Below are 25,842 nucleotides of genomic sequence, written 5' to 3'. Positions count from 1 at the left end.
GGCCGCCACGGTGAGGCCGTCGCGTCCGGGCTCGCAGCGGTCCGCTCGGAACCCCTGCGAGAGAGCGCGCATCGCGTGCTGATCACCGCGCATCTCGCCGCCGGCAACCGAGGCGCGGCGCTGCGGCAGTTCGAGCAGTGCCGCCGGGTGCTGCACGAGGAGCTGGGGCTCGAGCCCTCCCAGGCACTGAGAGACCTGGTCCCCTCTCATCCGTCTCATCCGCCTCATCCGTCCGATGCCGAGGGAGCGGCGCCCCGGAAGCCCCGGCGCCTCGTCGTCCGGCGCCCGGCGAGCGATGTGCTGGTCGAAGGAGCGGGCGGACGGTAGCCCGGCCGACGGCTCAGCCCAGCCCGTCCTGGTGAGTCCAACGGGGCTCACCAGGGCTGTCGTACGGTTGCGGGGGCTCCCTCCTGAACTCACCGCGGGCGGCGCCCCGCGCGGCCCGCATATGGTCGCAGGCCCGGGACTCGGGGCTGAACTCGATGCCGGTGGCGGCCGCGAGCGCCGTGAAGAAGCTCTCGCCGAACTCCGACTGCTTGGTGGTCGTCCAGGAGTACGTCGCGCAGTCGCGCAGGGCCCGCGTCATCATGCGGCTCCCGTAACCCCGGCGCTGCCATCGGTCGTCGACCCGGATCTTCCGCACCAGGCCCCTCCGGCACTCGTCGCACACCTGCCAGGTGAGCCGGGCGAAGTCGTCCCCGTCCGGCACCCGGCACACCCGTAGTTGCCGGTAACCGGCCGGGGCACCGGGCGGGCTGTACGTCCAGACCTCCCCCTCCTCCGGGGAGCGTCCGCGCTCGTGCCCGCGTAACGCGTCCACCAGCCGGCCCCACAGGCCGCCCCGCTCTCCGCCCGCCATCAGCGTCCGTTCCCGCCGGCGGCACCGGCTCCGCGCACGTCCTCGACGGCTTGCCCTCTCACGCGCCCCACGCCCCTTCGTCCGTCCCCGGCCGGTCTCCACAGGCCCGGCGGAGCCAGCCTGCCCGGCCGGGCCCCACCCCGACAGAGCGCATTCCACCGGCGCGCGGTTCCGGGCGCCGGTGATGCGCGAGGTATTGACGCGCTTCGTGAGCCCCCTATCATCCATGTCATCCGAGAGCCCGACCGGCGTTCGACATCACGAACGGGACGGGATCGGACCGGTTGGTGTGCCGCACACCGAGCCGTACGCGAACCGGGCACGACAGCACACGCACCCGCACCATCCGTTCCGGTAAGGCCCTCCCCACGCGCCGCCGTTCCGGATCCGTCAGGGGCGCTCCCGGTGTTCGTGCGGCGGGCCCCGACGCCCCTTGGAGCCCCTCATGCTTCCAGGACGACACCACCGCCCGCGCGCCCTTCGCGCGGCCGCGGTGCTCCTGCTGGGTCTGGCGATGTCGCTGTTCGCCATCCCCGCCGAGCCGTCCTCCGCGCTGGCCCCGCACGACGTTGCCACCAACGCCCGGGCAGGCGAAACATCCTCCGCGCAGTTGCCGGGCAGCTTCCAGTGGTCCTCCAGCGGTCCGCTGATCGCGCCCCAACCCGACGCCGCCCATCCCGTCGTCTCGGTCAAGGACCCGACCGTGGTGCAGGCGGGCGGCAAGTGGCATGTCTTCATGACGACCGCCAACACCCAGGGCGCCTGGAGCATGGCCTACACCAGCTTCACCGACTGGTCGCAGGCGGGTTCGGCGCCGCTGACGTATCTGGACACCAACCCCAACATCGGCAACCGGTACGCGGCGGCGCCCCAGGTCCTCTACTTCGCGCCCAAGCGCCTGTGGTACCTCGTGTACCAGACCGGTCCGCCGTCCTACTCCACCAGCACCGACCCCGGCGACCCGCGGAGCTGGTCGGCGCCCAGGACCTTCGACAACGCGGCGGGCTCGGGCACGCTGGACTACTGGGTCATCTGCGACAGCGCCATGTGCTATCTCTTCTCAGCGGATGACAACGGCCATGTGTTCCGCTCGGAGACCAGCGTCGGGGAGTTCCCGGGCGGCTTCCGCAACACCCAACTCGTCTTCCAGGACTCCACGTTCGCCCTGTTCGAGGGTGGGGCGGTCTACCGGGTGCAGGGGACCGGAACCTATCTGCTGATGATGGAGGCCATCGGCAGCGACGGCAGGCGCTACTACCGCTCCTTCACCGCCCAGGGCCTCACCGGCCAGTGGCAGCCGCTGGCCGCCACCGAGTCCAACCCCTTCGCCCGCAGCAACAACGTCACCTTCCCCGCGGGCGCCTGGACGCGCGACATCAGCCACGGCGAACTCATCCGGACCGGTAACGACCAGACCATGACCATCAACCCCTGCCGTCTCCAATTCCTCTACCAGGGCATGAACCCCTCGGCGAGCGGCGACTACTCCCAGCTCCCCTGGCGCCTGGGACTGCTGACCCAGACCAACACCACCTGCTGAGGCATCATCCGCGGAGGCGGAACCCTTCCGTCCGCCCGAGTCGTCATCGCCATGTGCGAGGACAGCGCCCGCCACGCGGGGAGGGCCCGTGGAGGGCGTGCGCCTCGCGCCGGTTATCGTGCCGGGCACATCGGGCACGGGCGGGGAAGAACGAAAAGGGATGCGGTGTCGGACAAGGGGCGGCTGGTCGCGGGGCGGTACCGGCTGACCCAGCGGATCGGCAGCGGCGGCATGAGCACGGTGTGGCGGGCCGAGGACGATGTGCTGGGCCGCCAGGTGGCGCTCAAGCGGCTGCACGCCCCGCACCACCTCTCCGACGACGAGGTCTCCACGCTGTACGAGCGCGCCCGCCGCGAGGCGCGCAGCGCCGCCCCGATCGAGGCGCTGCTGGCCAGGGAGCCCGGCGAGCGGCCGTCGGCGGAGGAGACGGAGCGGCGGCTGCGGGCCGTGGCGGCGGAGGAGCCCGCGGAGACGCGGCAGGACGCCCCGGACGCGGCCGCGAGCAACCCCGCGGCCTCCACCCCGCCGCCGTCCGGGACCGGGGCCGCGCCCGGGCCGACCGGCGGCAGCCGTCGTAAGCGGCGTCGTGTCATGGGGAGCGCCACGGTCGCGGCGCTCGCAACCGTGGCGGTGGCCGGCGCCTTGCATCTGTGGCCGGACGGCGGCGGGCAGCACCGGCGGCGGGAAGGCGAAGGCCCCCGCCGCCACTCCCCCGCCCGTGCCCCATGGCTACCATCTGGTGTCCCACTTCTCGTCGGGCGCCGAGAGGTAGACGTCGTACTCCTTGTCGCCCTCCCGTCCGAAGCCGAGGTCGATGGCGCGGAACGTGCGCACTCCGCCGGCGAACGTGCACTCCCAGATCGCCGCCGACTGTCCCCGGAAGGTGGTGCGGTCCAGGCGCAGTCGCTGGTACACGTCCCCTACCGTCCCGTCTTCGACACGGTGAAGGAAGGCCTGCGCACCCACTGAGCAGGGGCCATCACCGCACGCGCGTGTACTGGTTCACGCCGTCGGCGAACGCCACCGCCACCTTCTCGCGGAGCACGAGGACATCCAGGTGCGCGGCGGTCTCATTGACCGCGAGCATCTGGTTGAAGGCGTTCAGGCTCCCGAACGGCACGGCCCGGCGCGTCCAGGTGAGCCGCCGCGCCACCGCGTGGGCGTCGAGCGTGTCCTCGCCCAGCGCGGTCAGGCTCCCGGCCAGCCGGTCGTCGTGGTGGCCGAGCAGTTCGGCGACCCGGCTGTGGGCGCTGTCGGTGACCGGACCGTGCGCGGGCAGCAGTCGGGCGTCGGCGTAGCGGGTCATCAGCCGCAGCGAGTCGAGGTAGTCGGCGAGCGGACGGCCGCCCGGTTCGGCCAGTTCGAAGCCGATGGAGGGGGTGATGTGCGGCAGGACGTGGTCCCCGGAGAACAGCAGGCCGCGCCGCTCGTCCAGGAAGACCACATGGCCCTTGGTGTGCCCGGGGGTGGGGACGACGCGCAGCTCGCGGTCGCCGAAGCGGAGGGTTTCGGCGCCGAGCCAGCGGTCGGGGGCCTCCCACACGCTCGGGTCGTAGCCGCCATGGTCCATCCCCTCGATGCGGTCGGCGAGTTCCCCGGCCCCCGCCGCGCGCAGGGTGCGCAGCGAGCCGACGGGCTGGTCGCTGCGCAGCCGGTCGAGCATCTCCAGCCCCGGGCGCTCCCCCGCGCCGAGGTAGACGCGTGAGCCCAGCAGCCGGCGCAGCTCCACGGCGTGGGTGTAGTGGTCGCGGTGGATGTGGGTGACCAGGATGTGGCTGATGTCGCCGGGGTCGCGGTCGATGGCGGCCAGCGCCTCCTCGAGCGTCTTGCGCGCCTCGGGGATCGCCCAGCCTCCGTCGATCATGACGAGGCCGCCGTCGTCGTCCAGGTCCTCCAGGAGGTAGACGTTCACGGCGTGCAGGCCGTCGTTGGGCAGCGGCAGGGGTACGCGGTGCACCCCGGGCTGTACGGTCTGGACGCCGGCCGCCGCCCACGGGCCCTGGTCGAACCGCGCTGTCATGGTCCTCCTCGGTGTACTGCCTGGATCACGCCGGATGGCCTGCCCAGGTGGCACGCGCTCACGCGTGCGTACGTGGTCTCGTCAGGGCCGGTCGGCCTCGCGGGCACGCATTCTGGCGGCCAGGTCCCGGGCGCCGCCCCGGTCGAGCTTGCCGACCTTCGTCTGGGGCAACTCGTCGGTACCGTACACGTATTCGGGCCACTTGGTCTTGGACAGTCCGATGTTGTCCAGGTGGCCGGTCACCTCGGCCAGGTCGAGGGGCCGGTCGTCCGTGGTGACGACGAGCAGCGCCACGCGTTCGCCGAGGATGTCGTCGGGGACCGGCACCACACACGCCCGGGCCACCCGCGGGTGTCCGGCGACCGCGCGCTCGATCTCGGTGATGTCGATGTTGCGGCCGCCCCGGATGATGATGTCCTTCTCGCGGCCCATGATGGTGAGGGTGCCGTCCTCGTGGACGATCAGCAGATCGCCGGTGGGCAGATAGCCGTCCTCCGTCAGCGCCGGGGGGACGGCCCGGCCGTCTCCGGCGTAGCCGAGGAAGAGGGAGGGGCCGCGCACCTGCGCCCGGCCGGTCACGCCGGGGCCCGCCACCTGACCGTCGGGGGTGACCGCGCGCACGTCCGTGCCCGGGAAGGGGCGGCCGTCCCTGCCGAGCCGGATCTCCTCGGGGTCCTCGGGGCTCGGCGAGGTGTGGCCGAGGCATTCGGACATGCCGAAGACCCGCAGGATCCGGGTGCCCAGGGACCGTTCGGCCCGGGCCAGGGCCGCGCGGTCCATGGGCCCGCCGCCGACAGTGATCGACCGGACGCCCCGGAGGATGCCGGAGCCGGCCGCCTCGTCGCCCATCTGCAACGCCATGGTCGGTACGCACATGGTCCAGCGGACACCGGTGTCGGCCATCCGCCGCAGCGCCAGGGCCCTGTCCCACTTCCCCGTCAGGACGAGCGGCCCGCGCAGCAGAAGGGCGAGGTAGACGCCGAAGCAGTACGCGGCCGTCGACGACAGCGGCACGATCGCGGCGACGGCGTCGCCCGGCGACAGGCCGTTGACGTCGATGGTGGTCGTGGCGGCGTAGCGCAGGGCCGCTTCGGACTGTACGACGCCTTTGGGCCGCCCGGTCGATCCGGAGGTCAGGCCGATCAGGACGCCGCCCGACCACCGGGACACCTCGCGCTGGTGCGGCGTGGCCAGGCACGTCCAGCCGTCGAGCACGGTGCGCGCCGGGCCCGGCAGCCGTTCGGGCACCGCCCATTCGTCGATCGCCGAGGGTTCGGCGACGACGGCGTCCGGGCGGATGTCCTCCCAGGCGGTGGCGAATTCGGCCCGGGTGGTGTGCCGGTTGACCAGCGCGATGACCCCGCCGTCCCCGCCGCTGAGGCCCGCGGCGAGGGTGGCGGCGACCGTGCGCCATGAGTTGTCCGCCTGGATCATGACGGTGCCGACGGCTCCGTCGGCCGTGCCCGCCGAGAGTGCTCCGGCCAGCCGGGTGGCCTCCTCCAGGAGCTGCCGGGCCGTATGGCTGCCGGTGTCGTCGATGACGGCGGTGAAGTCGGCCTCGGCGGCCTGCCGTTGGAACTCCCGCACTACCTGTCGCATTGTGTCCCTCGTCGCGCTGTGCCGAACTCCGTCTGGTCGGGCCGGATCGCTCAGGCGGCGAACATCTCCGCCTCGTGCCCCATGACCGCGATGCGGCGGCCCTTCATGTCGCCCACCTGGGCGACGGCGGCGGCCCACTCGGGGCTCGCGAGCGCCGCCTTCAGGTCCTCGGGGGAGTCGAAGCCGAGGACGGAGATGCCGTCCCAGCCCTCGGAGCGCGGCTCCAGGGCGGCGTCGATCTCGGTGTGCCGCCAGCTGCGCAGTCCGGGCAGGCGGCGGGTCAGCTCGGCGTGGTCGCCGCGCCACCACGTGATGAACCGCTCGTGTGTCCACTCCGGGGGCCGGGATGCCAGCAGGACGAGGTTGTACATAACGGGTCCTCCGCACGGGGTCGGTGGGTCGGACGGACTTCGGTCAGGTGAAGCGGATCTCGGACGAGCGCCCGATCAGCAGGCGCTGCAGCCGCCCGTCGCGGTTCACCCGCCCGGCGGCGACGAAGCTCGCCTCGGGGACGCCCGCGCGCCGCACCTCGCCCAGGAAGAACTCGTCCCGGCCGAGCGTGGTGGCGGCCAGCCGGTGGTGGGTGCGGGTGCCCTTCTCGCGCTGTTCGAGGTAGCCGATCAGGGCGGCGCGGCCCCCCGCGAAGTCGGTGGCGTCGCCGCCGCCGGTGGAGAACAGGATGGACAGCGAGAAGTCGTCGCTGATCAGGTCCAGGATCCTGGCGGGTTCGTCCCCGTCGAGGATGGCGAACCACGCGGTGAGGAAGGGTGCCTCGTCCGGGGTGTCCGTCATGCCCGGCCCCAGTCGATCAGCTGGAAGGAGGTGGTGAAAAAGGCCTGGTAACGGGCTATGAGTCCGCCCGGTGTGATCACCGCGCCCGAGTGGAAGGAGCCGGTGTACCGGCCGCCCTCGGTCACCACTCCGTACACGGTCTCCAGGTCGCCGTCCCGGCTGTGGCGCAGGACTTCATGGGTCCGGTCCACGGGGTTGCGGCCGGCGATGTACGCGGCGAAGTCTTCCTTGGATGTGCCGGTGATCTCCTTCCCCGGCAGGGCGATGAGGAACCGGAAATCGGATTCCAGCAGGTCGAGCGTCCGTTCCGGATGCCTGCTGTCCATACCGGCCAGATACGCGCGCAACACCATGAGGGGCCCTTTCAGTCGGCGGGCGCTCATCGAGGGGTCTGATCAAATTGAGTCAAGTTCAATTCAGTTTGAATCGTAAGCCCGCCGAAACACGGCTGACAAGAGTCCGTGCGAGACCATCCTGCGCCTTCGGCGCGGACACGGCACGGGCGGCGGCCGCCGGCGGCGAGCACCGGCGGCGGGCATGGCGAAGCCCCCGGCGGAGGTCCACCGGGGGCGGGAGCCGCAGGGTCGCTCAGCGCGTCACATGGCGACCATCCGCACGCAGGCACCCTCGATCAGCTCGCTGATCTCCGACAGCGGAGTGGGGCCCGAGGGCCGGTACCAGCGCCAGACACTGACGATCAGGCCGAGCACGCCCGCGCCCAGCAGCTGTGCGTCCCGAAGCGGGAACACGCCCTGGGACATGCCCCGCACCAGCAGGTTCGTCCAGTCCCGCTCGACGAGCTGGACCAGCTGCCGGGCCTCGACGCGCTCGGCCTCCTCGCGCTTGGACTTGCGCGGGCCGGAGAGCAGGTCCATGTGGTTGTGCAGGATGCGCATCTGCAGAACCTCGTGGTCGGAGACCTCGTACGCCGCTCGTACGGCCGCCCGGAGGGCCTCGACCGGGTCCGTGACGCCCTCGGTCGCCTCCGTGAACTTGTCGTGGGACCGCTGGAGCTCCAGCCTCATGATGGTGAGCAGACAGTGGGTCTTGGACTCGAAGTAGTGGTACAGGGCCGTCTGCCCGATGCCGACCCGCTCGGCCACGGTGGACCACTTGGTGGCCTCGAAGCCCGTCTCGCCGAAGCAGCCGACGGCGGCCGCCAGAATGGCGGCGCGCTTGGACCTCGGTCCCGCTTCCGGTTCAACCCTTGTCGCCATGACCCCGTCTCCTGGCCGCCGTCCACCTCGTCGGTACCCGAGAGTAGCCCCAAGCTGAACTCAGTTGCCAATCGGCGCGGGCTGATCCGGCCCGCCTGGGCCCGGTGTGCGTCAAAGGCGCTCCAGCACGGTCGCGTTCGCCATGCCGCCGCCCTCGCACATCGTCTGCAGGCCGTAGCGCCCCCCGGTCCTGCGCAGCTGGTGGACGAGCGTCGTCATGAGCCGGGCCCCGGTGGCGCCGAGCGGATGGCCGAGCGCGATCGCACCGCCGAAGGCGTTGACCCGATCCGGGGCGGCGCCGGTCTCCTTCCGCCAGGCCAGGACGACGGAGGCGAAGGCCTCGTTGATCTCGACCAGATCGATCGCGCCGAGCGGCAGTCCGGCCCGGTCCAGAACCTTCTCGGTGGCGGGGATCGGGCCGGTCAGCATGTGGATCGGATCGGAGCCGACGACGGCCATGGTGTGCACGCGGGCGAGCGGGGTCAGACCGTGGCGGCGCACCGCGTCCTGCGAGGCGATCAGCAGGGCGGCGGCGCCGTCGGAGATCTGGCTGGAAACGGCGGCGGTCAGGCGACCGTCCTCGGCGAGTGGCTGGAGCCCCGCCATCTTCGCAAGGGTGGTGTCGGCACGCGGGCCCTCGTCGGTGGTGAGGCCGAAGGCCGGGGTGATCTCGTCGTCGAAGACGCCGCCGGCCTGGGCGGCGACGGCCCGCTGGTGGCTGGTGAGCGCGTACTCCTCCATGTCCGTGCGGGAGATGCCCCACTTCTCGGCGATCAGTTCGGCCCCGCGGAACTGTGAGACCTCCTGGTCGCCGAAGCGTTCGCGCCAGCCGTTCCCCGCGTACGGGCTGCCCAGGCCGGCCTGCTCCCCGACGTACATGGGGCTGGCGATGGGCACCAGGCTCATCACCTCCACTCCGCCGGCGACCACCAGGTCGGCGGCGCCGGAGCCGACCGCCTGAGCCGCGAAGTGCACGGCCTGCTGGGAGGAACCGCACTGACGGTCGATGGTGGTGCCGGGCACGTGCTGCGGCAGCCCCGCGGACAGCCAGGCGGTGCGGGCGACGTTGCCGGTCTGGGCACCGATCTGGCCGACGCACCCGAAGTACACGTCGTCGACGGCGCCCGGGTCGGCGCCGGTGCGTTCCAGCAGGGCGCGCAGCACATGAGCGCCGAGGTCGGCGGGGTGCACCCCGCTGAGCGCGCCCTTGCGGCGGCCGACGGGGGTGCGGACGGCTCCGACGATGAACGCTTCGGACATGGCGGGCTCCATGGGTTGAGGGCTCAGGTGCTGGGGGCGGCGCGGGTGAAGTCGGGTGCCCGCTTGCCCAGGAAGGCGGCGACGCCCTCCCGGCCGGTGCCGGAGGCGGCCGCGGCGGCGATCGCGCGGGCCTCCCGGTCCAGGTGCGGGCCGAGGTCGGCGGTCAGACCGTCGGCGACGAGACGGCGGGTGGCGCCGAAGGCGGCGGTGGGTCCGCGGCGCAGCGCCTCGGCCGTGCGCGCCGCCTCCGTGGCCAGCTCGGCGGGGGCGACGACACCGGTCACCAGCCCGATGTCCGCGGCTTCGGCCGCGGCGACGCGGCGGTTGGTCAGCAGCAGGTCGAGGGCGCGCTTGGGGCCGATGAGGCGGGGCAGGAACCAGCTGACCCCGGCGTCGGGTGTATAGCCGATGCCGGTGTAGGCGGCGGTGAAGGAGGCGGTGTCGGCGGCGAGGGTCACATCGGCGGACGCGGCCAGGCCGAGGCCCGCGCCCGCGACGGCGCCCTGGACGGCGGCCACCACGGGCGCGTCGCCCGCCGCGAACGTGCGCAGCGCCTCGTGGAGCGCGTCGGTCACCGCGGTGAGGTGTTCCTCCAGTGCCGCGCCGGAGAGCCGGGAGAACTCCCTGAGGTCGCCCCCGACGCAGAAGGACTTCCCCTCTCCGGTCAGCAGCACGGCCCGTACGCCCTCCGCCGCGCAGATGCGTGCCGCGTCCCGCAGTCCGCGTGCCATGTCCAGGCCGATGGCGTTGCCCGCCTCGCCGCGGCGCAGGGTGAGGTGGGCCAGACCGTCGTCGATGGCGATGGCGACGGTCATCGCGCGGTCCATCCGCCGTCGACGGTCAGGATCTGCCCGGTGCAGTACGAGGAGGCGTCCGAGGCGAGGAACAGCAGCGCGCCGTCGAGTTCCTGGCCCTCGCCGCCGCGCCGCAGCAGGGTGTTGCGCTCGACCCAGCGGCTGGAGCGCTCGTCGGCGAAGAGGTCCGCGGTCATCTCGGTGCGGAACCAGCCGGGGGCGAGCGCGTTGACGCGGGTTCCGCCCGGGCCCCACTGTCCGGCCAGTTCACGGGTCAGCCCGATCAGTCCGGCCTTGGACGCCGAGTAGCTCGCGCCGCCGAGCGGGGCGGCGGTCACCAGGCCGAGGATGGAGGAGATGTTGATGACGCTCCGGCCGGGCGCGCCGTCCTCGGTGGGGGCCTCGGCCACGAGACGTGCCAGGTGGAAGGGCGCGGTGAGGTTGACGCCGAGGACTTCGGCGAAGGCGTCCGGGGATTCGTCCTCGGCGCGGGTCTCGCCGGAGGCGGCGGCATTGTTGACCAGGATGTCGACGCGGCCGGTGGCGGCACGCGCGGTGTCGACCAGCCGCGTACGGTCCGCCTCCTGTGAGACGTCACAGGCGACGGGGTGGATGCGCGGATCGGAGTCGGCGAGTTCCTTCAGCCGGTCCAGGCGCCGGGCGGCGGCGAACACGGTGGCGCCCGCTTGTGCGAGGACGGCGGCGAAGCGTGCGCCGAGCCCGGCGGAGGCGCCGGTGACCAGGGCAGTCCTGCCCCGGAGGGAGAACAGCTCCGCCGCGGGTCGGGGCGCGTTCATCCGTCCACCCCGATCGGCAGGGCGGTCGCCCCGCCGTCGAGCACCAGGGTCTGGCCGGTCATCCAGGAGGAGGCGTCGGAGGCCAGGAACAGGGCCGCGTGGGCCACGTCCTCCACCGTGCCGAGGCGCCGCAACGGCAGTTTGGCGGTGAGGATCGGCTCACGGACCTCCCACACCGCCCGCGCCAGCTCGGTCTTGATCAGTCCGGGGGCGATGGCGTTGACGCGGGCGCGCGGCCCGAGTTCGTAGGCGAGCTGCCGGGTCATGTGCAGCATGGCGGCCTTGGTGGCGTTGTAGTAGCCGATGTGCGGATCGACGACGAGCCCGCCGACGGAGGAGATGTTGACCACCGCTCCCCCGCGCTCGGCCATCCAGGCCCGCCAGGCGTACCGGGTCCAGGCGATCATGCCGTACTGGTTGACGCGGACGGTCTTCTCCGCGCGCGGCAGGTCCAGGTCGAGCAGATCGCCGTGGTACGGGTTGGTGGCCGCGTTGTTGACGAGGACGTCGAGGCGGCCGAAGCGGGAGATGGTCTCCTCGACGCAGGCTTCCGCCTGCTCGGGTTCACCGGCGTTGGCGACCACGGTGTGGATGTCGCCGTCGCCCTTCACGCGCTGCAGTTCCTCACGGGCCCCGGCGAGTCCGGCCGCTTTGCGGGCCGCGATCACCACATGTGCTCCGGCCGCCCGGTAGGCGGTGGCGATGCCGAGGCCGATGCCACGGGATCCGCCGGTGATGACGGCCACCTTGCCGTCGAGCCTGTTGTCGCTCATGCCGCCCCCGTCGTCCGGTCGGTCTTCTTCTTGTATGGCGCGAGTTCCTGGCGGGCCACGGTGCGCAGATGTACCTCGTCGGGGCCGTCGGCGATGCGCAGCGCCCGGGTGATGGCGTACAGCCGGGCCAGTACGGTGTCGTCGCTGACGCCCGCGGCGCCGTGTGCCTGCACCGCGCGGTCGACCACCTTGTGGGCCACCTCCAGCGCCGCGACCTTGATGGCGGCGACCTCCATGCGGGCGGCGGCGTTGCCGACGGTGTCCATGAGCCAGGCCGATTTGAGGACCAGGAGGCGCACCTGCTCGATGTCGATGCGGCTGCGGGCGATCCACTCCCGGACCACGCCCCGGTCGGCGAGGGGCCCACCGAAGGCGATGCGTACGGTGACGCGCTCGCACATCAGCTGCAGGGCGCGCTCGGCGAACCCCACGGCGCGCATCGCGTAGTGCATCCGCCCAGGTCCGAGCCGTCCCTGAGCGAGCGCGAAGCCCTCGCCCTCGCCGCCGAGGATGTTCGCCACCGGTACACGGACGTCCTCGAAGAGCACATCGCCGTGTCCGAGCCGGTCGGTGTAGCCGAACATCGGCAGGTCGCGCAGGACGGTGACGCCCGGGGTGTCCCGGGGGACGAGCAGCATGCTCTGCTGCCGGTAGGTGGGCGCCCGCGGATCCGTCTTGCCCATCAGGATGATCAGCTCGCAGTCGGGGTCGAGGATCCCGGAGGTGTACCACTTGCGGCCGTTGACGACGTAATGGTCGCCGTCGCGGGTGATGCGGGTGCGGATGTTGCGTGCGTCGGAGCTGGCCACTTCCGGCTCGGTCATGGCGAAGCACGAGCGGATCTCGGCGTCGAGCAGCGGGCGCAGCCAGCGGTCCTGCTGCTCGGGGGTGCCGTAGAGGGCGAGGAGTTCCATGTTGCCGGTGTCGGGCGCCGAACAGTTGAACACCTCGGGGCCGATGATGGAGCGGCCGGCCAGCTCGGCGAGTGGCGCGTAGTCGAGGTTGCTCAGGCCCGCGCCCCAGTCGCCGTGTGCCATGAAGAGGTTCCACAGGCCCTCGGCGCGGGCCTTCTCCTTCAGCTCGGCCATGACCGGCGGCAGCGCGTGCGGGTCGTCCGCTTCGGCGATCTGCCGGTCGTACACCGCTTCCGCGGGGAAGACGTGCTCCTCCATGAAGGACCGCATGCGGTCCGAGAGTTCACTCGCACGGGGCGAGAATCCGAAATCCACGATGGCTCCTGTTCGGTGGGCCGGATCAGCCGAGGATGTCGCGTGCGGTGCGGATCATCGCGGCGATGGTGGGCGGCAGGCGCTCCTGGTCCGGGTCGTGGTGCTTGCCCTCGCGGTGGCGGCGCAGGTTGTGGCCCATGATCGCGGCCATCTTCATGCGGCCGAGCGCCCGGAACCAGTCCATCGCGGGCAGGGCGGGCCGGCCGTCGCGGTAGGTGTCCAGGAGGTCGGTCTCACCGGGCAGGCCGGGCACCGGGTGCCCCAGCCGGGGGAAGTTGCGGTGGTCGGCGAAGAGCAGGAACCAGCCGAGGTCGATCCGCGGGTCACCGACGCTCCAGATCTCCCAGTCCACGACGGCCACGGCGCGTTCGTCCACGCACAGCACATTGCCGAGCCGGAAGTCCCCGTGCAGCAGCACCGGCGGGAGGCCGCGTGGTACGCCATCGGCGAGGCGTGCCAGCAACTCCTCCCCGCCGGGCCGCAGTTCGATGGGAACGGCACGCAGGGTGCGGCTCCATCGTTCCAGCTCGCCGGCGGCGTCGAGCGGTTCGGGCGCGTCGAGCCCGGGTGTGTGCACATCGGTGGTGTGCAGCCGCCGCAGGACGGAGGCGATCTCCAGCATCCGGGCGCGGGCGGTCGCGGCGGGCATCCGGTGCTCGTCGAGGACCGGCTCGATGGCCTCTCCGAGTGCGAAGTCCATGGCGAACCAGGCGGGTTCGGTGTCGTCGACCGCCACGACGCCCGGCACCGGCACCGTGGACCCGGCCAGCGCGCCCAGCACCCGGGCCTGGCGCAGGACGTCGTTGCGTCCGACGGGCCGCTGCCCGGGCGGCACCGCCTTGACGACGTACCGGGCCTCCCCCGCGGTGACCGAGTAGGTCAGCCCCGAGTGGCCGCCCGGCAGTACGGCCAGCTCGCCGATCGCCGCGCCCGGGTGGTGGCGGGCGAGCCGGTCGCGGACCCGGGCGGCCAGCTCGGGCCCCTTCGTGGCGGTGCTCATCGGGCGGGCTCCTTGGGCAGGCCGAGGACGCGTTCGGCGAGGATGGTGCGCTGGATCTCGTCGGTGCCGCCCGCGATGCTGTAGCCGGGGGCGCCGAGCAGATGTTCCGTCCAGGCGTACGTGCCCCACTCCCCCGTGTCCGCCACCAGGCTCGGCCCCAGCAGCTCGGACACCAGGTCGCTGGTGCGGCGCATGGTCTCGGTGGCGTACAGCTTGCCGACGGAGGCCTCCGCGCCGGGTTCGCGTCCGGCGACGAGGGCGGCGGTCACCCGCAGTCCGATGAGCCGCTGGACGAGGGTGCGGATGTGGAGGTCGGCGGCCCGCTGCTGTTCGCCGCCGGTGAGGGGGCGGGGCAGGTGCGCGGCGAGGTCCAGCGCCCGGTCGGCGTTGTCGAGGCCGAGGCTGCCGGAGTCGAGCCGCTCGGCGGCCAGCACGCTGAGCGTGACCCGCCAGCCCTCGCCGACCGGACCGAGCCGGTCGGTGTCGGGCACGGTCACCCCGTCGAGGTAGACCTCGTTGAAGCTGGAGCCACCCGTCATCTGCCGGATGGGCCGCACCGTGACGCCGGGCGCGTCCATGCGCACCAGGAAGACGGTGATGCCGGCGTGTTTACGCACGTCCGGATCGGTGCGGCACACCGCGACGCCCCAGGTGGCGACACGGGCTCCGGAGGTCCACACCTTGTGCCCGGTCAGCACCCAATCATCGCCGTCGCGCACCGCCCTGGTGCGCACCGCGGCGAGGTCGGATCCGGCCTCGGTCTCCGAGAACAGCTGGCAGGCCAGTTCGTCGGTGCGCAGCATGGGCCGCAGCCAGCGCCGCTTCTGCTCCTCGGTGCCCCAGATGGCGATCGCGGGGGCGACGAGCGCCTGCGTCACCGGGAAGATCTCGGGGCGCTGGGGCACGTCGAAGGCCGCTTCCTCGGCGCGGTAGAGCTGCTCGTAGTACGCGGGCAGGCCCCGGCCCCCGTACGACTCCTCCCAGGTGAGCGCGGACCACCCCTGGTCGTAGCGGATGCGCTCCCACTCCTGGACGCGGGCGGTGTGCTCGCGCTCCTGCTCCTCGGTCCAGTTCTCGAACACGGCGACGGAGTCGGAGCCGCTGCCCCACTCCCCGTCGGCGGCGCGGGGCCGGGCGACCGTGCGGAGCCACTGCCGGGCCCCAGTGCGGAACTCCTCGTGTTCCGGGATGCCGCTCATCTCTTCTGCCACTTCCTTCTCCACCTCCGATCGGCGGGGCGTTCAGCGGGACAGCACCGTGCAGGCGCTGACGCCGGGGGCTCCGTACACATGGGTGAAGCCGACCCGGGGAGGGCCCGGGACCTGGCGTTCTCCGGCTCGTCCGCGCAGTTGCTGGACGATTTCGTAGACCTGGCGCAGTCCCGAGGCTCCGATGGGTTCGCCGTTGGCGATGCAGCCGCCGTCGGTGTTGACCGGCAGCGCCCCGCCGATGCCGGTGGCACCGGAGGCGATCAGCCGCTCCTGCTCGCCGTCCGCGCAGAATCCGCACTCGGCGATGTGCATGACCTCAGCGCCGCTCTCGGTGTCCTGGAGCTGGCAGACATCGACGTCGCGGGGGCCGAGCCCGGCCTCCTCGAAGGCGGTGGCCGAGGCGTCGCGGCTGACACTGGTCAGCTCGCCCGCGGGGATCCACGGGCTGAACACTTCGAACGAGCCGAAGCGCCGGGTGCGCACCGCCGCCGAGCGCAGGGTGACCGGCGAGCCGTCCATGGTGCGGGCGGCCTTGGGGGAGCACAGCACCAGCGCGGCCGCGCCCGCTCCGGGGGAGCAGAACATGTAGCGGGTGAGGGGGTCGCTGACCATGCCGGAGCCGAGGATCTCCTCGGCGGACACCGGCTTGCGGCGCCATGCCCCGGGGGTCAGGGCACCGTTGCGGTACGCCTTCTCGGCGACCAGCGCGAGGGTCCTCGGGGTGATCCCGTGGTCGTGCATATAGCGCTGGATCTTCATGCCGAAGAACTGGGTGGTCACCATCAGCCCGTCGCTGCCGTATTCCGCTCCCAGGCCCCAGTCCTCGGGTCTTGGGTCGAAGGCGCCGCGCGGATGCTTGTCGAAACCGACGGCCAGGACGACATCCGCCATGCCGGAGCGGATCGCGTTCACGGCGGAGATCAGCGCGCTGCCGCCGGTGGCGCAGCCGTTCTTGACATTGATGAACGGCAGCCCGGTCAGGCCGAGTTGGGCCACCAGGGTGTCGGCGAGGCCCGCGCTGTCGCTGCCGCCGAACGCGGCCCGCACGCGCGACCACGGGATTCCGGCGTCCGCCAGCGCGGCGTTCACCGCGCCCACGGCCAGTTGCCGGCCGGTCGCCTCGGACCGGCCGAAGGGGGTGCGCCCGGCGCCGCAGACCAGGACGTCGGTGCTCATGATCCCTCCTCGCCGGGGGTGATGGGCCTGGCCCGCGGGACCCCGGGGTCCGCGGTCAGGGTGAGGGGCATGCCGATGTGGAGGGCGTCGAGGTCGTCGACGTCGAGGACGGCGGCCACCCGCACGCCCTCCGCCAGTTCGACGTAGCCGAGCGCGAACGGCGCGAAGCCCCCGGGCGGGGCCTGGTAGGGCGGCGACTTGGGGGCGTACCGCTGCACCGTCCAGGTCCACAGCGTGCCCGTGCCCTGGAGGGCCGCCGGGTCGGCGGAGCCCCCGCAGCGCGGGCACGCGTCCTCCGCGGGATAGACCGTCACCGCGCAGCCGGAGCAGCGCGAGCCCTGGAGCCCGGCGTCCGGACTCCGCGGTGGGGCGGCCATCCGGATCAGCGCCCCTGCCACTTGGGGTCACGCTTCTCCAGGAACGCCGACACGCCCTCGTTGGCGTCCTCGGAGTTGAGCGCCACGCCCACGGCGAGATGCTCCATCACCATCAGCGACTGGGTGTCGGCGTCCAGGCTGCGGTCGATCGTCATCTTCGTGAGCCACATGGTGAAGGGGCTCTTGTCGGTGAGGTCCCCGATGAAGTCCTCGACCGTCGCGTCCAGTTCATCGGCCGGCGCGGACTTGTTGATGAGCCCGAACTCGGCGGCCTCGACGCCGGACAGGAGCTTGCCGGTGAGCATCAGCTCCTTGGTCTTGCGGATGCCGATCATGCGCGGCACCCGGTAGATCGGGCCCGCGCCGCCGAACAGCGCGCGGCGGATGTGGAAGTCCCCGATCTTGGCGTCGTCCGCGGCGATGGCGAAGTCGCAGGAGATCATGATCTCGAAGCCGCCGGCGGTGACGTGGCCCTCCAGGACCGCGACCGAGGGGGTCTTCATCGAGTAGAGGCGATCGCACACCTTCGCGGACTTCACCGCCACGTCGATCGCGTTGGACTTGCCGACGTACTCGGCCTTCAGGCTGTCCAGGTCGAAGCCCGAGCAGAAGGTGCCGCCACGGCCGCGGACCACCAGGACCCGCAGCTCGGGGTCCTCGTCGACCTCGGTGATGATCTCGTCGAGCCGGTCCAGGATCGGCACGGTGACGCAGTTCTTCTTCCACGGGCGGTTGAGCCACACCCGGGCGACGTGGCCGTCACGCTCGAACTGGATCTCGTCTTCCACGGTCATACCCTCACCCCTCTAAACTGAACTGAATTCACTACAACTCTGGGAGCAGGGAGCCGCCCTGTCAACCCCTTGATCGGGACGAGCAGACGTCGATCAACTCGAACGGGATTCAAGAACCAGTGCGGCGAGCCGGGTCCGATGCCGGTCCGCCGTACCGAACAGCGCCTCGCCACCGCGGGCGCGGCGCACATACAGATGGGCCGGGTGCTCCCAGGTGAAGCCGATGCCGCCGTGCAACTGGACGTACTCGGCCGTGGCCAGGCGGAAGGTCTCGGAGCAGACCACGGCGGCGGCACACGCGGCCACCGGCAGCTGCGGCGGGGCGACGGCGGCGCAGGCCGTGGCGTACGCGGATGCCGAGCGCGCCGCCTCCAGCGCGACCAGCACATCGGCCAGCCGGTGCTTGACGGCCTGGAAGGAGCCGATGGGCCGTCCGAACTGGTGGCGCTGGGCGGCGAATTCGACCGTGACGTCCAGCGCGTGGGCGCTGCCGCCGACCTGTTCGGCCGCGAGCGCGGCCCGTCCGGCGTCCAGGGTCGCCGCGACCGTGGCCTCGGCGCCCTCCGCCGTGCCCACGGAGGTGGCGGGCGCGCCCCGGAACTCCAGCAGCGCCTGGCGGCGCGTCTCGTCCAGGACGCGGCGTGGCGTGCGCCGGCAGGTGCCGGGGGCCGGTTCACAGGCGAACAGCCGGGGTCCGCCGGGGGTTCCGGCCCGCACCAGGAGCAGATCCGCGCCGGCGCCGTCGAGCACGAAATCCGCCCGCCCGCGCAGCACCCATCCGGCGCTCCCCCGCTCGGCGGTGACCGCGGGCGCGTCGTCACCGAACCCGGCCACGGTCGCGGTGAGCGTGCCGTCGGCGATCGGGGGCAGATAGCGCTCGCATGCCGCGCGGTCGCCGCTGTACAGCAGGGCGTGCGCGGCCAGGACCACCGTGGACAGCAGCGGCGCACAGCACAGGGCCCGTCCGGTTTCCTCCAGGACGACGGCCAGCTCGGCGAACGTGAAGCCCGACCCGCCGTACTCCTCCGGGACGGCCAGCCCGTGGACACCGATCTCGCCCGCGAGCCGGGCCCAGAGGGCTTCGTCGTATCCGCGCGGTGCGGCCAGATGTTCACGGACCTCCTCCGGACCGCTCGCCTCGGCGCAGAGGTCCCGCAGGACGGTACGCAGCTGCCGCTGTTCGTCCGTTTCGGACAGGAGCTGGGGGGCGATCTCGGGGTGGCGAGGGTTCATGGGGGCTCCACCGTGTTCGTACGACGGGATCACATTCGAGAATTGAACTCAATTCATGACCGTAGACAGGGAGCCTCACCCCGGCAAGACCCCGCACGGACCGGCCATACCCTCGCATCGACTATTGAACTTACTTCACCTCTGTTACCGTGGCGGCCGCGGCCCGACAAGACCTGGGACGGTGACGATGAGGGCACTGCGGCTGACCGCGTGGGGCGACCCCCCGGCATTGATCGACGTCGAGCAGCCCGTGCCCCACGGCGCGGAAGTCCTGCTGCGAGTCGAGGCCACCGGGCTGTGCCACTCCGATCTGCACGTCATCGACGCGGCCGCGGGGGCGCTCCCCTACCGGCTGCCGTTCACGCTCGGCCATGAGGTCGCCGGGCTGGTCGCGGCCCTGGGACCGGACGCCGAAGGCGTGCGGGTGGGCGAGCGCGTGGTGCTCTACGGGCCGTGGGGGTGCGGCACCTGTGGCCGGTGCGCCGTGGGCTGGGACAACTACTGCGACCGGCGTGGCACTCTCCACTGGCACGGCGCCGGCCTGGGCCGGGACGGTGGAATGGCCGGGTACACGCTCGTCCCCTCCGCCCGCCATCTGGTGCCGGCCGGCGATCTGACGGCCGAACAGGCGGCCCCGCTCTCCGACGCCGGTCTGACCTCGTACCACGCCGTGGCCGGGCTTCGGCACACGCTCGGGGAGGGCAGCACCACCGTCGTCATCGGCATCGGCGGGCTCGGCCACCTGGCGGTGCGGATCCTCCGCGCGACCACGGCGAGCCGGGTGCTGGCGGTCGACGTCCGGGAGGAAGCCCTGGCCCTCGCGGACCGTTCCGGCGCGGACTTCGGCACCCTGATGCGGGCGGACACCGCCCGGGTGCTCAGGGCGCGCGGCGGCGGCGCGGGAGCGGATGCGGTGCTCGACTTCGTCGGCACCGCGGAGACGCTGGAACTGGCCACCGGCATCCTGCGGCCCGGTGGTGAACTCGCGCTCGTCGGCAGCGGAGGCGGCGGTCTGACGGTCTCCAAGCCGGGCACCCAGCCGCCCGGGTTCAGGCTCTCGCTGCCCTTCTGGGGCCCCCGCCCCCAGCTCGCCGAAGTGGTCGCGCTGGCGGGTTCGGGAGCACTGCCGGTCGAGACGGAGCGGTTCCCGCTGTCCGCCGCGCCGGAGGCGATCGACCGGCTCCGGCGGGGCCAGGTGCGGGGCCGGGCCGTGCTGGTGCCCGACTGATCACGCCCACAGGCCGCCCGATCACTCTTGCTCGGGGAATTCATGGATGCGGAACGGACACGGAAGGGGAGCCCGTATGCGCTTCGGCGGAAAGGTCGCGATCGTCACCGGCGGGGCCCGGGGCATGGGCGCAGCACATGTCCGCGGGCTGGCCGCGGAAGGGGCCCGGGTCGCCGTCTGTGACCTGCTGGACGAGGAGGGAGAGGCCCTGGCAGGCGAACTCCCCCACGCGCGGTACTGCCACCTCGACATCACCGACGAGGCGGGGTGGCGATCCGTGGTCCGCGCGGTCGAGGACACCCTCGGCCCCGTGGACATCCTGGTCAACAACGCCGGGATCATTCACTTCGGCGGCGTGGAGGAGCAGTCGCCCGAGCACTTCCGCCGGATCCTCGACGTCAATCTGGTGGGCGCCTTCCTCGGCATGCACACCGTCCTGCCCGGCATGCGCGCCCGTGGCCGCGGGGCGGTCGTGAACATCTCCTCGGCCGCCGGCCTCATGGGGTTCGCCGACGGCATCGGCTATGTGGCGAGCAAGTGGGGGGTGCGGGGGATGACCAAGGCCGCCGCGCTGGACATGGCGGGCTCGGGGGTACGCATCAACTCCGTCCACCCGGGCGTCATCCGGACGCCCATGGGCGAGAGCGCCTCACCCGAGCTGTTCACCCAGCAGCCCGTGCCCCGCATCGGCGAGCCCGACGAGGTCAGCCGCATGGTGCTCTTCCTCGCCAGTGACGACGCCTCCTACACCACGGGCGGGGAGTTCCCCGTCGACGGCGGCCAGACCATCGGCCATGTCGGCCACGCCCGCACGGCGGACGAAGCCTGACCGGTGACCGCCGCCGCCCACGCCTGTAGGTCCTGTGCGGCGGACCTTCGCAGGTCCGCGAAGATCCGCCGGGCAGGACCTTAAACGTCCTTGCGGACGGTGAAGAGGGCGGCGAGCCCGACCAGGCAGACCGCCATCACGAAGAACGCCGGGGAGAGCAGGTTCCCCGTCCGCTGGACCAGGAAGGCCGCGATGTAGGGAGCCGTACCGCCCGCCAGGACGGTACCGATGTTGTACCCGATCGCCATACCGGTGTACCGGACCCGGCGTTCGAACAGACGCGGCCACAGGCTGGCCGCCGGGACCTGCACGAACGCGCTGCTCAGCATGAACAGCAGATAGGCCAGGCCCGCCATGGCCAGGCTGTGCCGCCCCATGAGCATCATTGCGGGGTAGGCCATCACCAGGAAGCCCAGCAGCCCGGCCAGCAGGACGCGACGGCAGCCGAACCGGGCGGCGAGCCACCCGGCCGGCACCATGAGCAGCACGGTGATGAGCACGACCCCGGCGGTCATCCAGAACACCAGCGTGGGGTCGTAGCCCAGGTTCGAGGTCAGGTAGATGCCGATGTACGTCAGCCCGACGAAGATGGCGCCGCCCTGGGCCATGGCCAGGCCGATGGACTGCAGCAGCGCGGTGCGGTGGGTGGACAGCACCTCACGGACCGGCGCGGTGGGGATGTCGGCGCGCCGCGCCGCCTCCTCGAATTCCGGGGTGTCCTCGATCCGCAGCCGGGCCCACAGGCAGACCAGGGTGAGGGGGACGGCCATCAGGAACGGCAGCCGCCACCCCCAGGCGGCCATCTGGTCGGTGGTGGTGAGCGCGGAGATCGCCCCGGCCGTGGCGGCCGCGAACATGAAGCCGAGGTTGGACCCGATGGGTGTGACGGCACCGAGGAACGCCCTGCGCCGTGGTGGCGCCGACTCGTAGATGTAGGTGTAGGCGCCGACCGACTCGCCGCCCGAGGAGATGCCCTGCATCAGCCGGGTGATGAACAGCAGCACCGCGGCGAGCACACCGATCTGGTCGTAGGTCGGCAGCAATCCCGTGACGCTGCTGGCCACCCCCATGCACAGCACGGAGGAAACCAGGGCCTTGCGGCGGCCCCACCGGTCGCCGAGGCGTCCGAAGAAGATACCGCCCAGCGGCCGCACCACCAGGCCCGTGGCCAGCACCGCGAGCGCCGCCAGCACCGAGGCCGCCGGATCGTCGCCCGGGAAGAACTGCGGGGCGATCACCACGGCGAGATATCCGTAAACGCTGAAATCGTAGTATTCGATGAGGGTGCCGATGCTTCCGGCGAGCATCGCACGGCGCACCGTGCGGGGGGCGTAGGACGCTGACTCCGCCCCCGGCGGGGCGGGCTGCTCAGTGGTGCTCATGATCCGGCTCTCCTTCCGAACGGAAACGAATCCCGTTCCTTGCCGACGCCCGGGACGCTACAGAACTGAACTCAGTACAGCTAGCCTCGGGAGCGGATTTCTCGGATGGATCCGGGAGGTGACGGCGGGAGCGGCGAGCAGTGACCTGAACTGGATTCAGGGTGCAGGTCTCAGGCGGTGAACCGGCCGCCGTTGGCGAGCAGCACCGCGCCGACCAGGTTCACCGCGGCGTCGCCGGCCAGGAACAGGGCGATGTCGGCGATCTCCTCGGGGGTCGCGTACGGGCGCACCCGCGGATCGGCGAACCCCGTACGCGGCACCTCCGGCGTGCGCGCGGCCATGCCCGTCTCGGTCGGTCCCGGCGCGACCACGTTCACCCGGATGCCGGAGGGGATGACCTCCTTGGCCACGGCCTGGCACAGGGCGTGCACCCCCGCCTTGGACGCGGCGTAGTGGGGGTAGCCGACCGGGGTGTCGAAGGCCGACGACGAGCCGATCACGACGATGGCGCCCGCCTTCGCCGGCCGCATGGCCCGCACCGAGGCGCGCAGCACATGGAAGGTGCCGTCGAGGTTGATCCGCATGACGCGCCGCCAGACCCCATCGCCGAGCGCGTCGGTCACCTCGGGTACGCGGCCCTCCGCGACGGCGTCCGCGATGCGCTGCTTGGCCCACGGATCGTCGACCCCCGCCGCGTGCACCACCAGGTCGAGCCCGCCGTGCCGCCGCAGCACCTCCTCGACGGCGCGGTCGACCGCTGCGGCGTCCGCCACATCGACCGCGACCGCCCTGCCGGCCGGCACGTCCGTCGCGACGGCCGCCGCGCTCGCGCCGTCGACATCGGCCAGGACCACGGCCCGGGCCCCCTCGGCGGCCAGCCGGCGGGCCACCGGCCACGCGGACGCGGGCTTCCACGGCCACCTCGTGCCGACCGGCACACCCCTGCCCGAGGAGCGGGGGTACCGGGGCGACTTCCGTCCGCGACGGCGTCCGGCGGTTCAACGGGCGCGCGGCAGCGGGGCTCACCATGGCACCCGGCCGGGAGCTGGACCCGCTGTCGCTGGACGAACCGCCGTACTACGTCATCGAGACGGCGCCGGCCATCACCTTCCCTTCCACGGCGTGCGCATCGACGACCGGGCCCGGGTCCTGGCGGAGAACGGGGAGCCGCCGCCAGGACTCCTCGCCGCCGGGTCGGACACCGTCGGCCCTGATGTCCGCCACCCGCTGTGGAAGCCCCTTCAGTTCAGTGGGCGCGGCCGACCTCCGGGATCGCCTCACCGGGCGGCACCGGACCGGGCGGGGTGCCGTCGCCGAAGGGGCGCCCGCCCAGTTCCTCCCGCCCGTGCGGGGTCGACCAGCCGGAGAGATCGGGGCCCAGGGGGACGAGGCGCTTGGGGTTCACCTCGGTGTGCACCTGGTAGTAGTGCCGCTTGATGTGGTCGAAGTCCACCGTGTCGCCGAATCCGGGCGTCTGGAAGAGGTCGCGTACGTACCCCCACAGCACCCGGTCCTCGCTCAGCTTGTTGCGGTTGCACTTGAAGTGGCCGTGATAGACCGCGTCGAAGCGCACCAGCGTGGTGAACAGCCGGATGTCGGCCTCGGTGATGGTCTCGCCGACCAGGTACCGCCGCGTGGCCAGACGCTCCGACAGCCAGTCCAGCCGGGCGAAGAGACGCCGGAAGGCGTCGTCGTACGTTTCCTGGTGGTTGGCGAAACCGGCCCGGTAGACGCCGTTGTTCACGTCGAGGAAGACCGCCTCCATCACCTCGTCGATCTCCTCGCGATGCTCCCGCGGGTACAGGTCCGGCGCCCCCTGCCGGTGCAGGGCGGTCCACTGGGTGGCGAGGTCGAGGGTGAGGGTGTGGAAGTCGTTGGTGACCAGCTTCCCGCTGGGGATGTCGACGATCGCGGGCACGCTCACACCACCGGGGTACTCCTTCTCACGGGCGTCGTACGCCTCGCTGAGGAACGCGATGCCCAGCACCGGGTCCCGCTCCCCTGCGTCCAGGGTGAAACGCCAGCTCCGCTCGTCCTGGATGGGGTCCGCGACCGCCAGTGAAAGGGCCGATTCCAGGCCGAGCAGCCGCCGCGAGACCAGTGCCCGGCTGGCCCAGGGGCAGGCCCGGCTGACGACCAGCCGGTAGCGCCCGGCCTCGACCGGCCAGCCGTCCCGGCTGTCGGCCGTGATGCGGTCGGAAAAGTGCGGCCCGGATCGGGTGAATTCCTTCTTTTCCCGGGGTGTCTCCGGTCCACCGGTGCTCAATTCGGTACCTCCCGAAGCGTGCGGCGTGGCTGTGTCCGCCCGACATGTGTACGACTCGGCTCACCTCCTACCCTGCTCCAAACCGGCGAGACATGCGACACAGCACGATCCAGGACACTTCGGCGGGAAGGACGAGGCGCCGCGCGGCAGCCCGGCCGGGCCGGGCCAAAGAAAATCCGCATTATGCCGCAGGTGGAGAACGCGTGGACACCACTTCGCGATCTGAGCACAAAATCACCAAAGAGGCGGCGCTTGTGCAAGGATCCGACCCCCCGGGTCGATCCGGCCCGGGATGCGGAGGGGAAAACACAGTGAAATCGATGACCTTCAGATCCGCTGCCGGGGCGGCACTGACGGTGGCGTTGTCGGCCGTGGCACTGCCCGCTTCGGCCGCGAGTGCGGCGCAGACAGGTGTGGTGGACGGAGCGACCACCACGTCCTTCGGGCAGTTGGCCGACGCGGTGCTCACCGAGCGTACGGCGGCACTGCTGGACGGGCAGCAGGCGCGGCGTACGGCGGCACCGGCCACCAAGAAGGCGCGGCTGTCGGCCGGTCTGACGCGGACCGAGAACACGGCGCTGTCCACGCTGCGGACCCGCAAGGCGCGGCTGGCGGCCCTGGGCGAGGCGTACACGAAAGCCGACACCAAGGTCACCGTGGGCAAGACCCGCGTCGCGAGCGGGCGGGCGATCGTCCAGGCCACGGAGACCACCACGCTGACGTACAAGAAGATCCGCGGGGACGAGCCCGCGACGACCAGCTTCCAGGCGCACCACGAGCTGAGCTTCACCGCCGGGACCGGCGGGAAGTGGGAGCTGACGGGCATCAGGCCCACCGACGACGGGCCCCGGGCCATCAACGAGCCGGCCACGGTGGCGGTGAAGGCGGCGGCCCTGCCCAGCGCGACTCCCGCGTCCACGACGAAGCCGTCCCGGTCGACGGCCAAGCCGGCGGGCGCGTACGACTACGCGGCGATGGCCGCGTACGCGGAGAAGTACTGGAGCAACTACAACCCGGCCTACCGGAAGTTCAACGAGGCCGGTGGGGACTGCACCAACTTCATCAGCCAGGCCCTGAAGGCGGGCGGGTGGAAGCACGCGCCGGGTGACGGGCAGGACTACCGCACCTGGTGGTACGACACCTCCACCCAGGCGACGTCCTGGGTGGGCGCCAACGAGTGGTCGTGGTTCACGCTGGACGCCAAGCGCGCGACCAACCTGGGGAACGTGTACGACATGGGTGTCGGGGACGTCATGCAGATGGACTTCGACCGGGACGGGTCCAAGGACCACACCATGATGGTCACGTACCGCTCCTCCAGCGGTGTGCCGTACATGACGTACCACTCGGTCAACACGTACCGGAAGTCGGTGGCGAGCATCATCGCCTCCAACCCGAACTCCCTGTACTACGCCTACCGCACCTGACCGGGAGCGCTCCGCCGGCCGTGGCCTCCGTCCTCCGGG

At 72.0% G+C, this 25,842-nt stretch carries 27 protein-coding genes and 2 pseudogenes; 6 read left to right on the top strand and 23 right to left on the bottom strand.

Annotation, left to right across the window (positions count from 1 at the left end; all coding sequences use genetic code 11):
- Positions 1-327, top strand: a 327-nt coding sequence (locus tag ASC60_RS23040) for a bacterial transcriptional activator domain-containing protein (RefSeq protein ID WP_199831026.1), incomplete at its 5' end; no start/stop codon positions are given.
- Positions 328-340: 13 nt separating this feature from the next.
- On the opposite strand, the gene ASC60_RS23035 is transcribed toward ASC60_RS23040, so the two are convergent.
- Positions 341-859 carry a hypothetical protein gene (locus tag ASC60_RS23035; RefSeq protein WP_055553932.1) on the bottom strand — a complete coding sequence of 173 codons (519 nt, stop codon included), beginning with the start codon at positions 857-859 and terminating at the stop codon, positions 341-343.
- A 445-nt stretch (positions 860-1,304) separates the two neighbouring features.
- Here ASC60_RS23035 and ASC60_RS23030 point away from each other — a divergent pair, with 445 nt between their 5' ends.
- Together ASC60_RS23030 and ASC60_RS39535 are read left to right on the top strand one after the other, a co-directional pair.
- Positions 1,305-2,399 (top strand): non-reducing end alpha-L-arabinofuranosidase family hydrolase, encoded by a 1,095-nt coding sequence (locus ASC60_RS23030; RefSeq protein WP_055553930.1) that lies wholly within the window; start codon positions 1,305-1,307, stop codon positions 2,397-2,399.
- Positions 2,400-2,564: 165 nt separating this feature from the next.
- A pseudogene (locus ASC60_RS39535) lies at positions 2,565-2,777 on the top strand (serine/threonine protein kinase); the annotation flags it as partial.
- Positions 2,778-3,128: 351 nt separating this feature from the next.
- Here ASC60_RS39535 and ASC60_RS43085 read toward each other — a convergent pair.
- The 18 genes and pseudogenes from ASC60_RS43085 to ASC60_RS22940 form a co-directional block, all read right to left on the bottom strand.
- Positions 3,129-3,311, bottom strand: a pseudogene (locus ASC60_RS43085) (serine/threonine protein kinase); the annotation flags it as partial.
- 67 nt (positions 3,312-3,378) lie between these two features.
- Complete coding sequence (locus ASC60_RS23020) at positions 3,379-4,419, bottom strand: MBL fold metallo-hydrolase (RefSeq protein WP_055553927.1); 1,041 nt, start codon at positions 4,417-4,419, stop codon at positions 3,379-3,381.
- 81 nt (positions 4,420-4,500) lie between these two features.
- A complete protein-coding gene (locus tag ASC60_RS23015; RefSeq protein ID WP_055553925.1) occupies positions 4,501-6,018 on the bottom strand; it encodes a class I adenylate-forming enzyme family protein in 1,518 nt (505 codons plus the stop codon).
- Between the two features lie 50 nt (positions 6,019-6,068).
- On the bottom strand, positions 6,069-6,389 hold the full coding sequence (locus ASC60_RS23010) for an EthD family reductase (RefSeq protein ID WP_055553923.1): 321 nt from the start codon (positions 6,387-6,389) through the stop codon (positions 6,069-6,071).
- Positions 6,390-6,432: 43 nt separating this feature from the next.
- Positions 6,433-6,810 carry a hypothetical protein gene (locus tag ASC60_RS23005; RefSeq protein WP_055553921.1) on the bottom strand — a complete coding sequence of 126 codons (378 nt, stop codon included), beginning with the start codon at positions 6,808-6,810 and terminating at the stop codon, positions 6,433-6,435.
- Complete coding sequence (locus ASC60_RS23000) at positions 6,807-7,163, bottom strand: nuclear transport factor 2 family protein (RefSeq protein ID WP_055553919.1); 357 nt, start codon at positions 7,161-7,163, stop codon at positions 6,807-6,809. Before ASC60_RS23000 ends, ASC60_RS23005 begins: the two co-directional genes overlap by 4 nt.
- 243 nt (positions 7,164-7,406) lie before the next feature.
- On the bottom strand, positions 7,407-8,027 hold the full coding sequence (locus ASC60_RS22995) for a TetR/AcrR family transcriptional regulator (protein WP_055553917.1): 621 nt from the start codon (positions 8,025-8,027) through the stop codon (positions 7,407-7,409).
- A gap of 111 nt (positions 8,028-8,138) precedes the next feature.
- Positions 8,139-9,287 (bottom strand): acetyl-CoA C-acetyltransferase, encoded by a 1,149-nt coding sequence (locus tag ASC60_RS22990; protein WP_055553916.1) that lies wholly within the window; start codon positions 9,285-9,287, stop codon positions 8,139-8,141.
- Between the two features lie 23 nt (positions 9,288-9,310).
- Positions 9,311-10,102 (bottom strand): enoyl-CoA hydratase/isomerase family protein, encoded by a 792-nt coding sequence (locus ASC60_RS22985; RefSeq protein ID WP_234357086.1) that lies wholly within the window; start codon positions 10,100-10,102, stop codon positions 9,311-9,313.
- On the bottom strand, positions 10,099-10,878 hold the full coding sequence (locus ASC60_RS22980; RefSeq protein WP_055553912.1) for an SDR family NAD(P)-dependent oxidoreductase: 780 nt from the start codon (positions 10,876-10,878) through the stop codon (positions 10,099-10,101). The genes ASC60_RS22985 and ASC60_RS22980 overlap by 4 nt, the downstream gene beginning before the upstream one ends.
- Positions 10,875-11,651, bottom strand: a complete 777-nt coding sequence (locus tag ASC60_RS22975) for an SDR family oxidoreductase (RefSeq protein ID WP_055553910.1) — start codon at positions 11,649-11,651, stop codon at positions 10,875-10,877. The genes ASC60_RS22980 and ASC60_RS22975 overlap by 4 nt, the downstream gene beginning before the upstream one ends.
- Entirely contained in the window at positions 11,648-12,880 is a 1,233-nt protein-coding gene (locus ASC60_RS22970; RefSeq protein ID WP_055553908.1) for an acyl-CoA dehydrogenase family protein, read from the bottom strand. The genes ASC60_RS22975 and ASC60_RS22970 overlap by 4 nt, the downstream gene beginning before the upstream one ends.
- Positions 12,881-12,905: 25 nt before the next feature.
- Positions 12,906-13,880 carry a phosphotransferase family protein gene (locus tag ASC60_RS22965; RefSeq protein WP_055553906.1) on the bottom strand — a complete coding sequence of 325 codons (975 nt, stop codon included), beginning with the start codon at positions 13,878-13,880 and terminating at the stop codon, positions 12,906-12,908.
- The gene (locus tag ASC60_RS22960) at positions 13,877-15,079 is read right to left on the bottom strand and encodes an acyl-CoA dehydrogenase family protein (RefSeq protein WP_055553904.1); all 1,203 of its coding nucleotides are present in this window, start codon (positions 15,077-15,079) and stop codon (positions 13,877-13,879) included. The genes ASC60_RS22965 and ASC60_RS22960 overlap by 4 nt, the downstream gene beginning before the upstream one ends.
- A 42-nt stretch (positions 15,080-15,121) precedes the next feature.
- Positions 15,122-16,267 (bottom strand): thiolase family protein, encoded by a 1,146-nt coding sequence (locus ASC60_RS22955; RefSeq protein WP_055553902.1) that lies wholly within the window; start codon positions 16,265-16,267, stop codon positions 15,122-15,124.
- Positions 16,264-16,644 (bottom strand): Zn-ribbon domain-containing OB-fold protein, encoded by a 381-nt coding sequence (locus ASC60_RS22950; protein ID WP_055554007.1) that lies wholly within the window; start codon positions 16,642-16,644, stop codon positions 16,264-16,266. Before ASC60_RS22950 ends, ASC60_RS22955 begins: the two co-directional genes overlap by 4 nt.
- Positions 16,645-16,649: 5 nt before the next feature.
- Positions 16,650-17,438 carry an enoyl-CoA hydratase/isomerase family protein gene (locus ASC60_RS22945; RefSeq protein WP_055553900.1) on the bottom strand — a complete coding sequence of 263 codons (789 nt, stop codon included), beginning with the start codon at positions 17,436-17,438 and terminating at the stop codon, positions 16,650-16,652.
- 93 nt (positions 17,439-17,531) lie between these two features.
- Positions 17,532-18,671: an acyl-CoA dehydrogenase family protein gene (locus ASC60_RS22940; RefSeq protein WP_055553898.1), complete on the bottom strand. Its 1,140-nt coding sequence runs from the start codon at positions 18,669-18,671 to the stop codon at positions 17,532-17,534.
- Positions 18,672-18,858: 187 nt separating this feature from the next.
- Here ASC60_RS22940 and ASC60_RS22935 point away from each other — a divergent pair, with 187 nt between their 5' ends.
- Positions 18,859-19,899: an NAD(P)-dependent alcohol dehydrogenase gene (locus tag ASC60_RS22935; protein WP_055553896.1), complete on the top strand. Its 1,041-nt coding sequence runs from the start codon at positions 18,859-18,861 to the stop codon at positions 19,897-19,899.
- 76 nt (positions 19,900-19,975) lie between these two features.
- On the top strand, positions 19,976-20,728 hold the full coding sequence (locus tag ASC60_RS22930) for an SDR family oxidoreductase (protein WP_055553895.1): 753 nt from the start codon (positions 19,976-19,978) through the stop codon (positions 20,726-20,728).
- 80 nt (positions 20,729-20,808) lie between these two features.
- Here the strand turns inward: ASC60_RS22930 and ASC60_RS22925 are convergent, their stop codons facing one another.
- The 4 genes from ASC60_RS22925 to ASC60_RS22915 all read right to left on the bottom strand — a co-directional run bounded on the left by ASC60_RS22925 (position 20,809) and on the right by ASC60_RS22915 (position 24,376).
- The gene (locus tag ASC60_RS22925) at positions 20,809-22,110 is read right to left on the bottom strand and encodes an MFS transporter (protein ID WP_055553892.1); all 1,302 of its coding nucleotides are present in this window, start codon (positions 22,108-22,110) and stop codon (positions 20,809-20,811) included.
- A 170-nt stretch (positions 22,111-22,280) separates the two neighbouring features.
- Positions 22,281-23,000 (bottom strand): SDR family NAD(P)-dependent oxidoreductase, encoded by a 720-nt coding sequence (locus tag ASC60_RS22920; protein WP_234357085.1) that lies wholly within the window; start codon positions 22,998-23,000, stop codon positions 22,281-22,283.
- Positions 23,001-23,187: 187 nt separating this feature from the next.
- The gene (locus ASC60_RS41745; RefSeq protein ID WP_159043301.1) at positions 23,188-23,334 is read right to left on the bottom strand and encodes a hypothetical protein; all 147 of its coding nucleotides are present in this window, start codon (positions 23,332-23,334) and stop codon (positions 23,188-23,190) included.
- A 22-nt stretch (positions 23,335-23,356) separates the two neighbouring features.
- Positions 23,357-24,376: a glutathione S-transferase family protein gene (locus ASC60_RS22915; RefSeq protein ID WP_055553888.1), complete on the bottom strand. Its 1,020-nt coding sequence runs from the start codon at positions 24,374-24,376 to the stop codon at positions 23,357-23,359.
- Positions 24,377-24,696: 320 nt separating this feature from the next.
- On the opposite strand from ASC60_RS22915, the gene ASC60_RS22910 reads away from it, so the two are divergent.
- Positions 24,697-25,803 (top strand): amidase domain-containing protein, encoded by a 1,107-nt coding sequence (locus ASC60_RS22910; protein WP_055553886.1) that lies wholly within the window; start codon positions 24,697-24,699, stop codon positions 25,801-25,803.
- The last annotated feature ends 39 nt before the right edge of the window (positions 25,804-25,842 follow it).

This window comes from Streptomyces sp. NBRC 110028, from assembly GCF_001417735.1.
In the GTDB taxonomy this organism is placed as follows: Bacteria; Actinomycetota; Actinomycetes; order Streptomycetales; family Streptomycetaceae; genus Streptomyces.
This window is presented reverse-complemented; position numbering and strand designations above follow the sequence as displayed.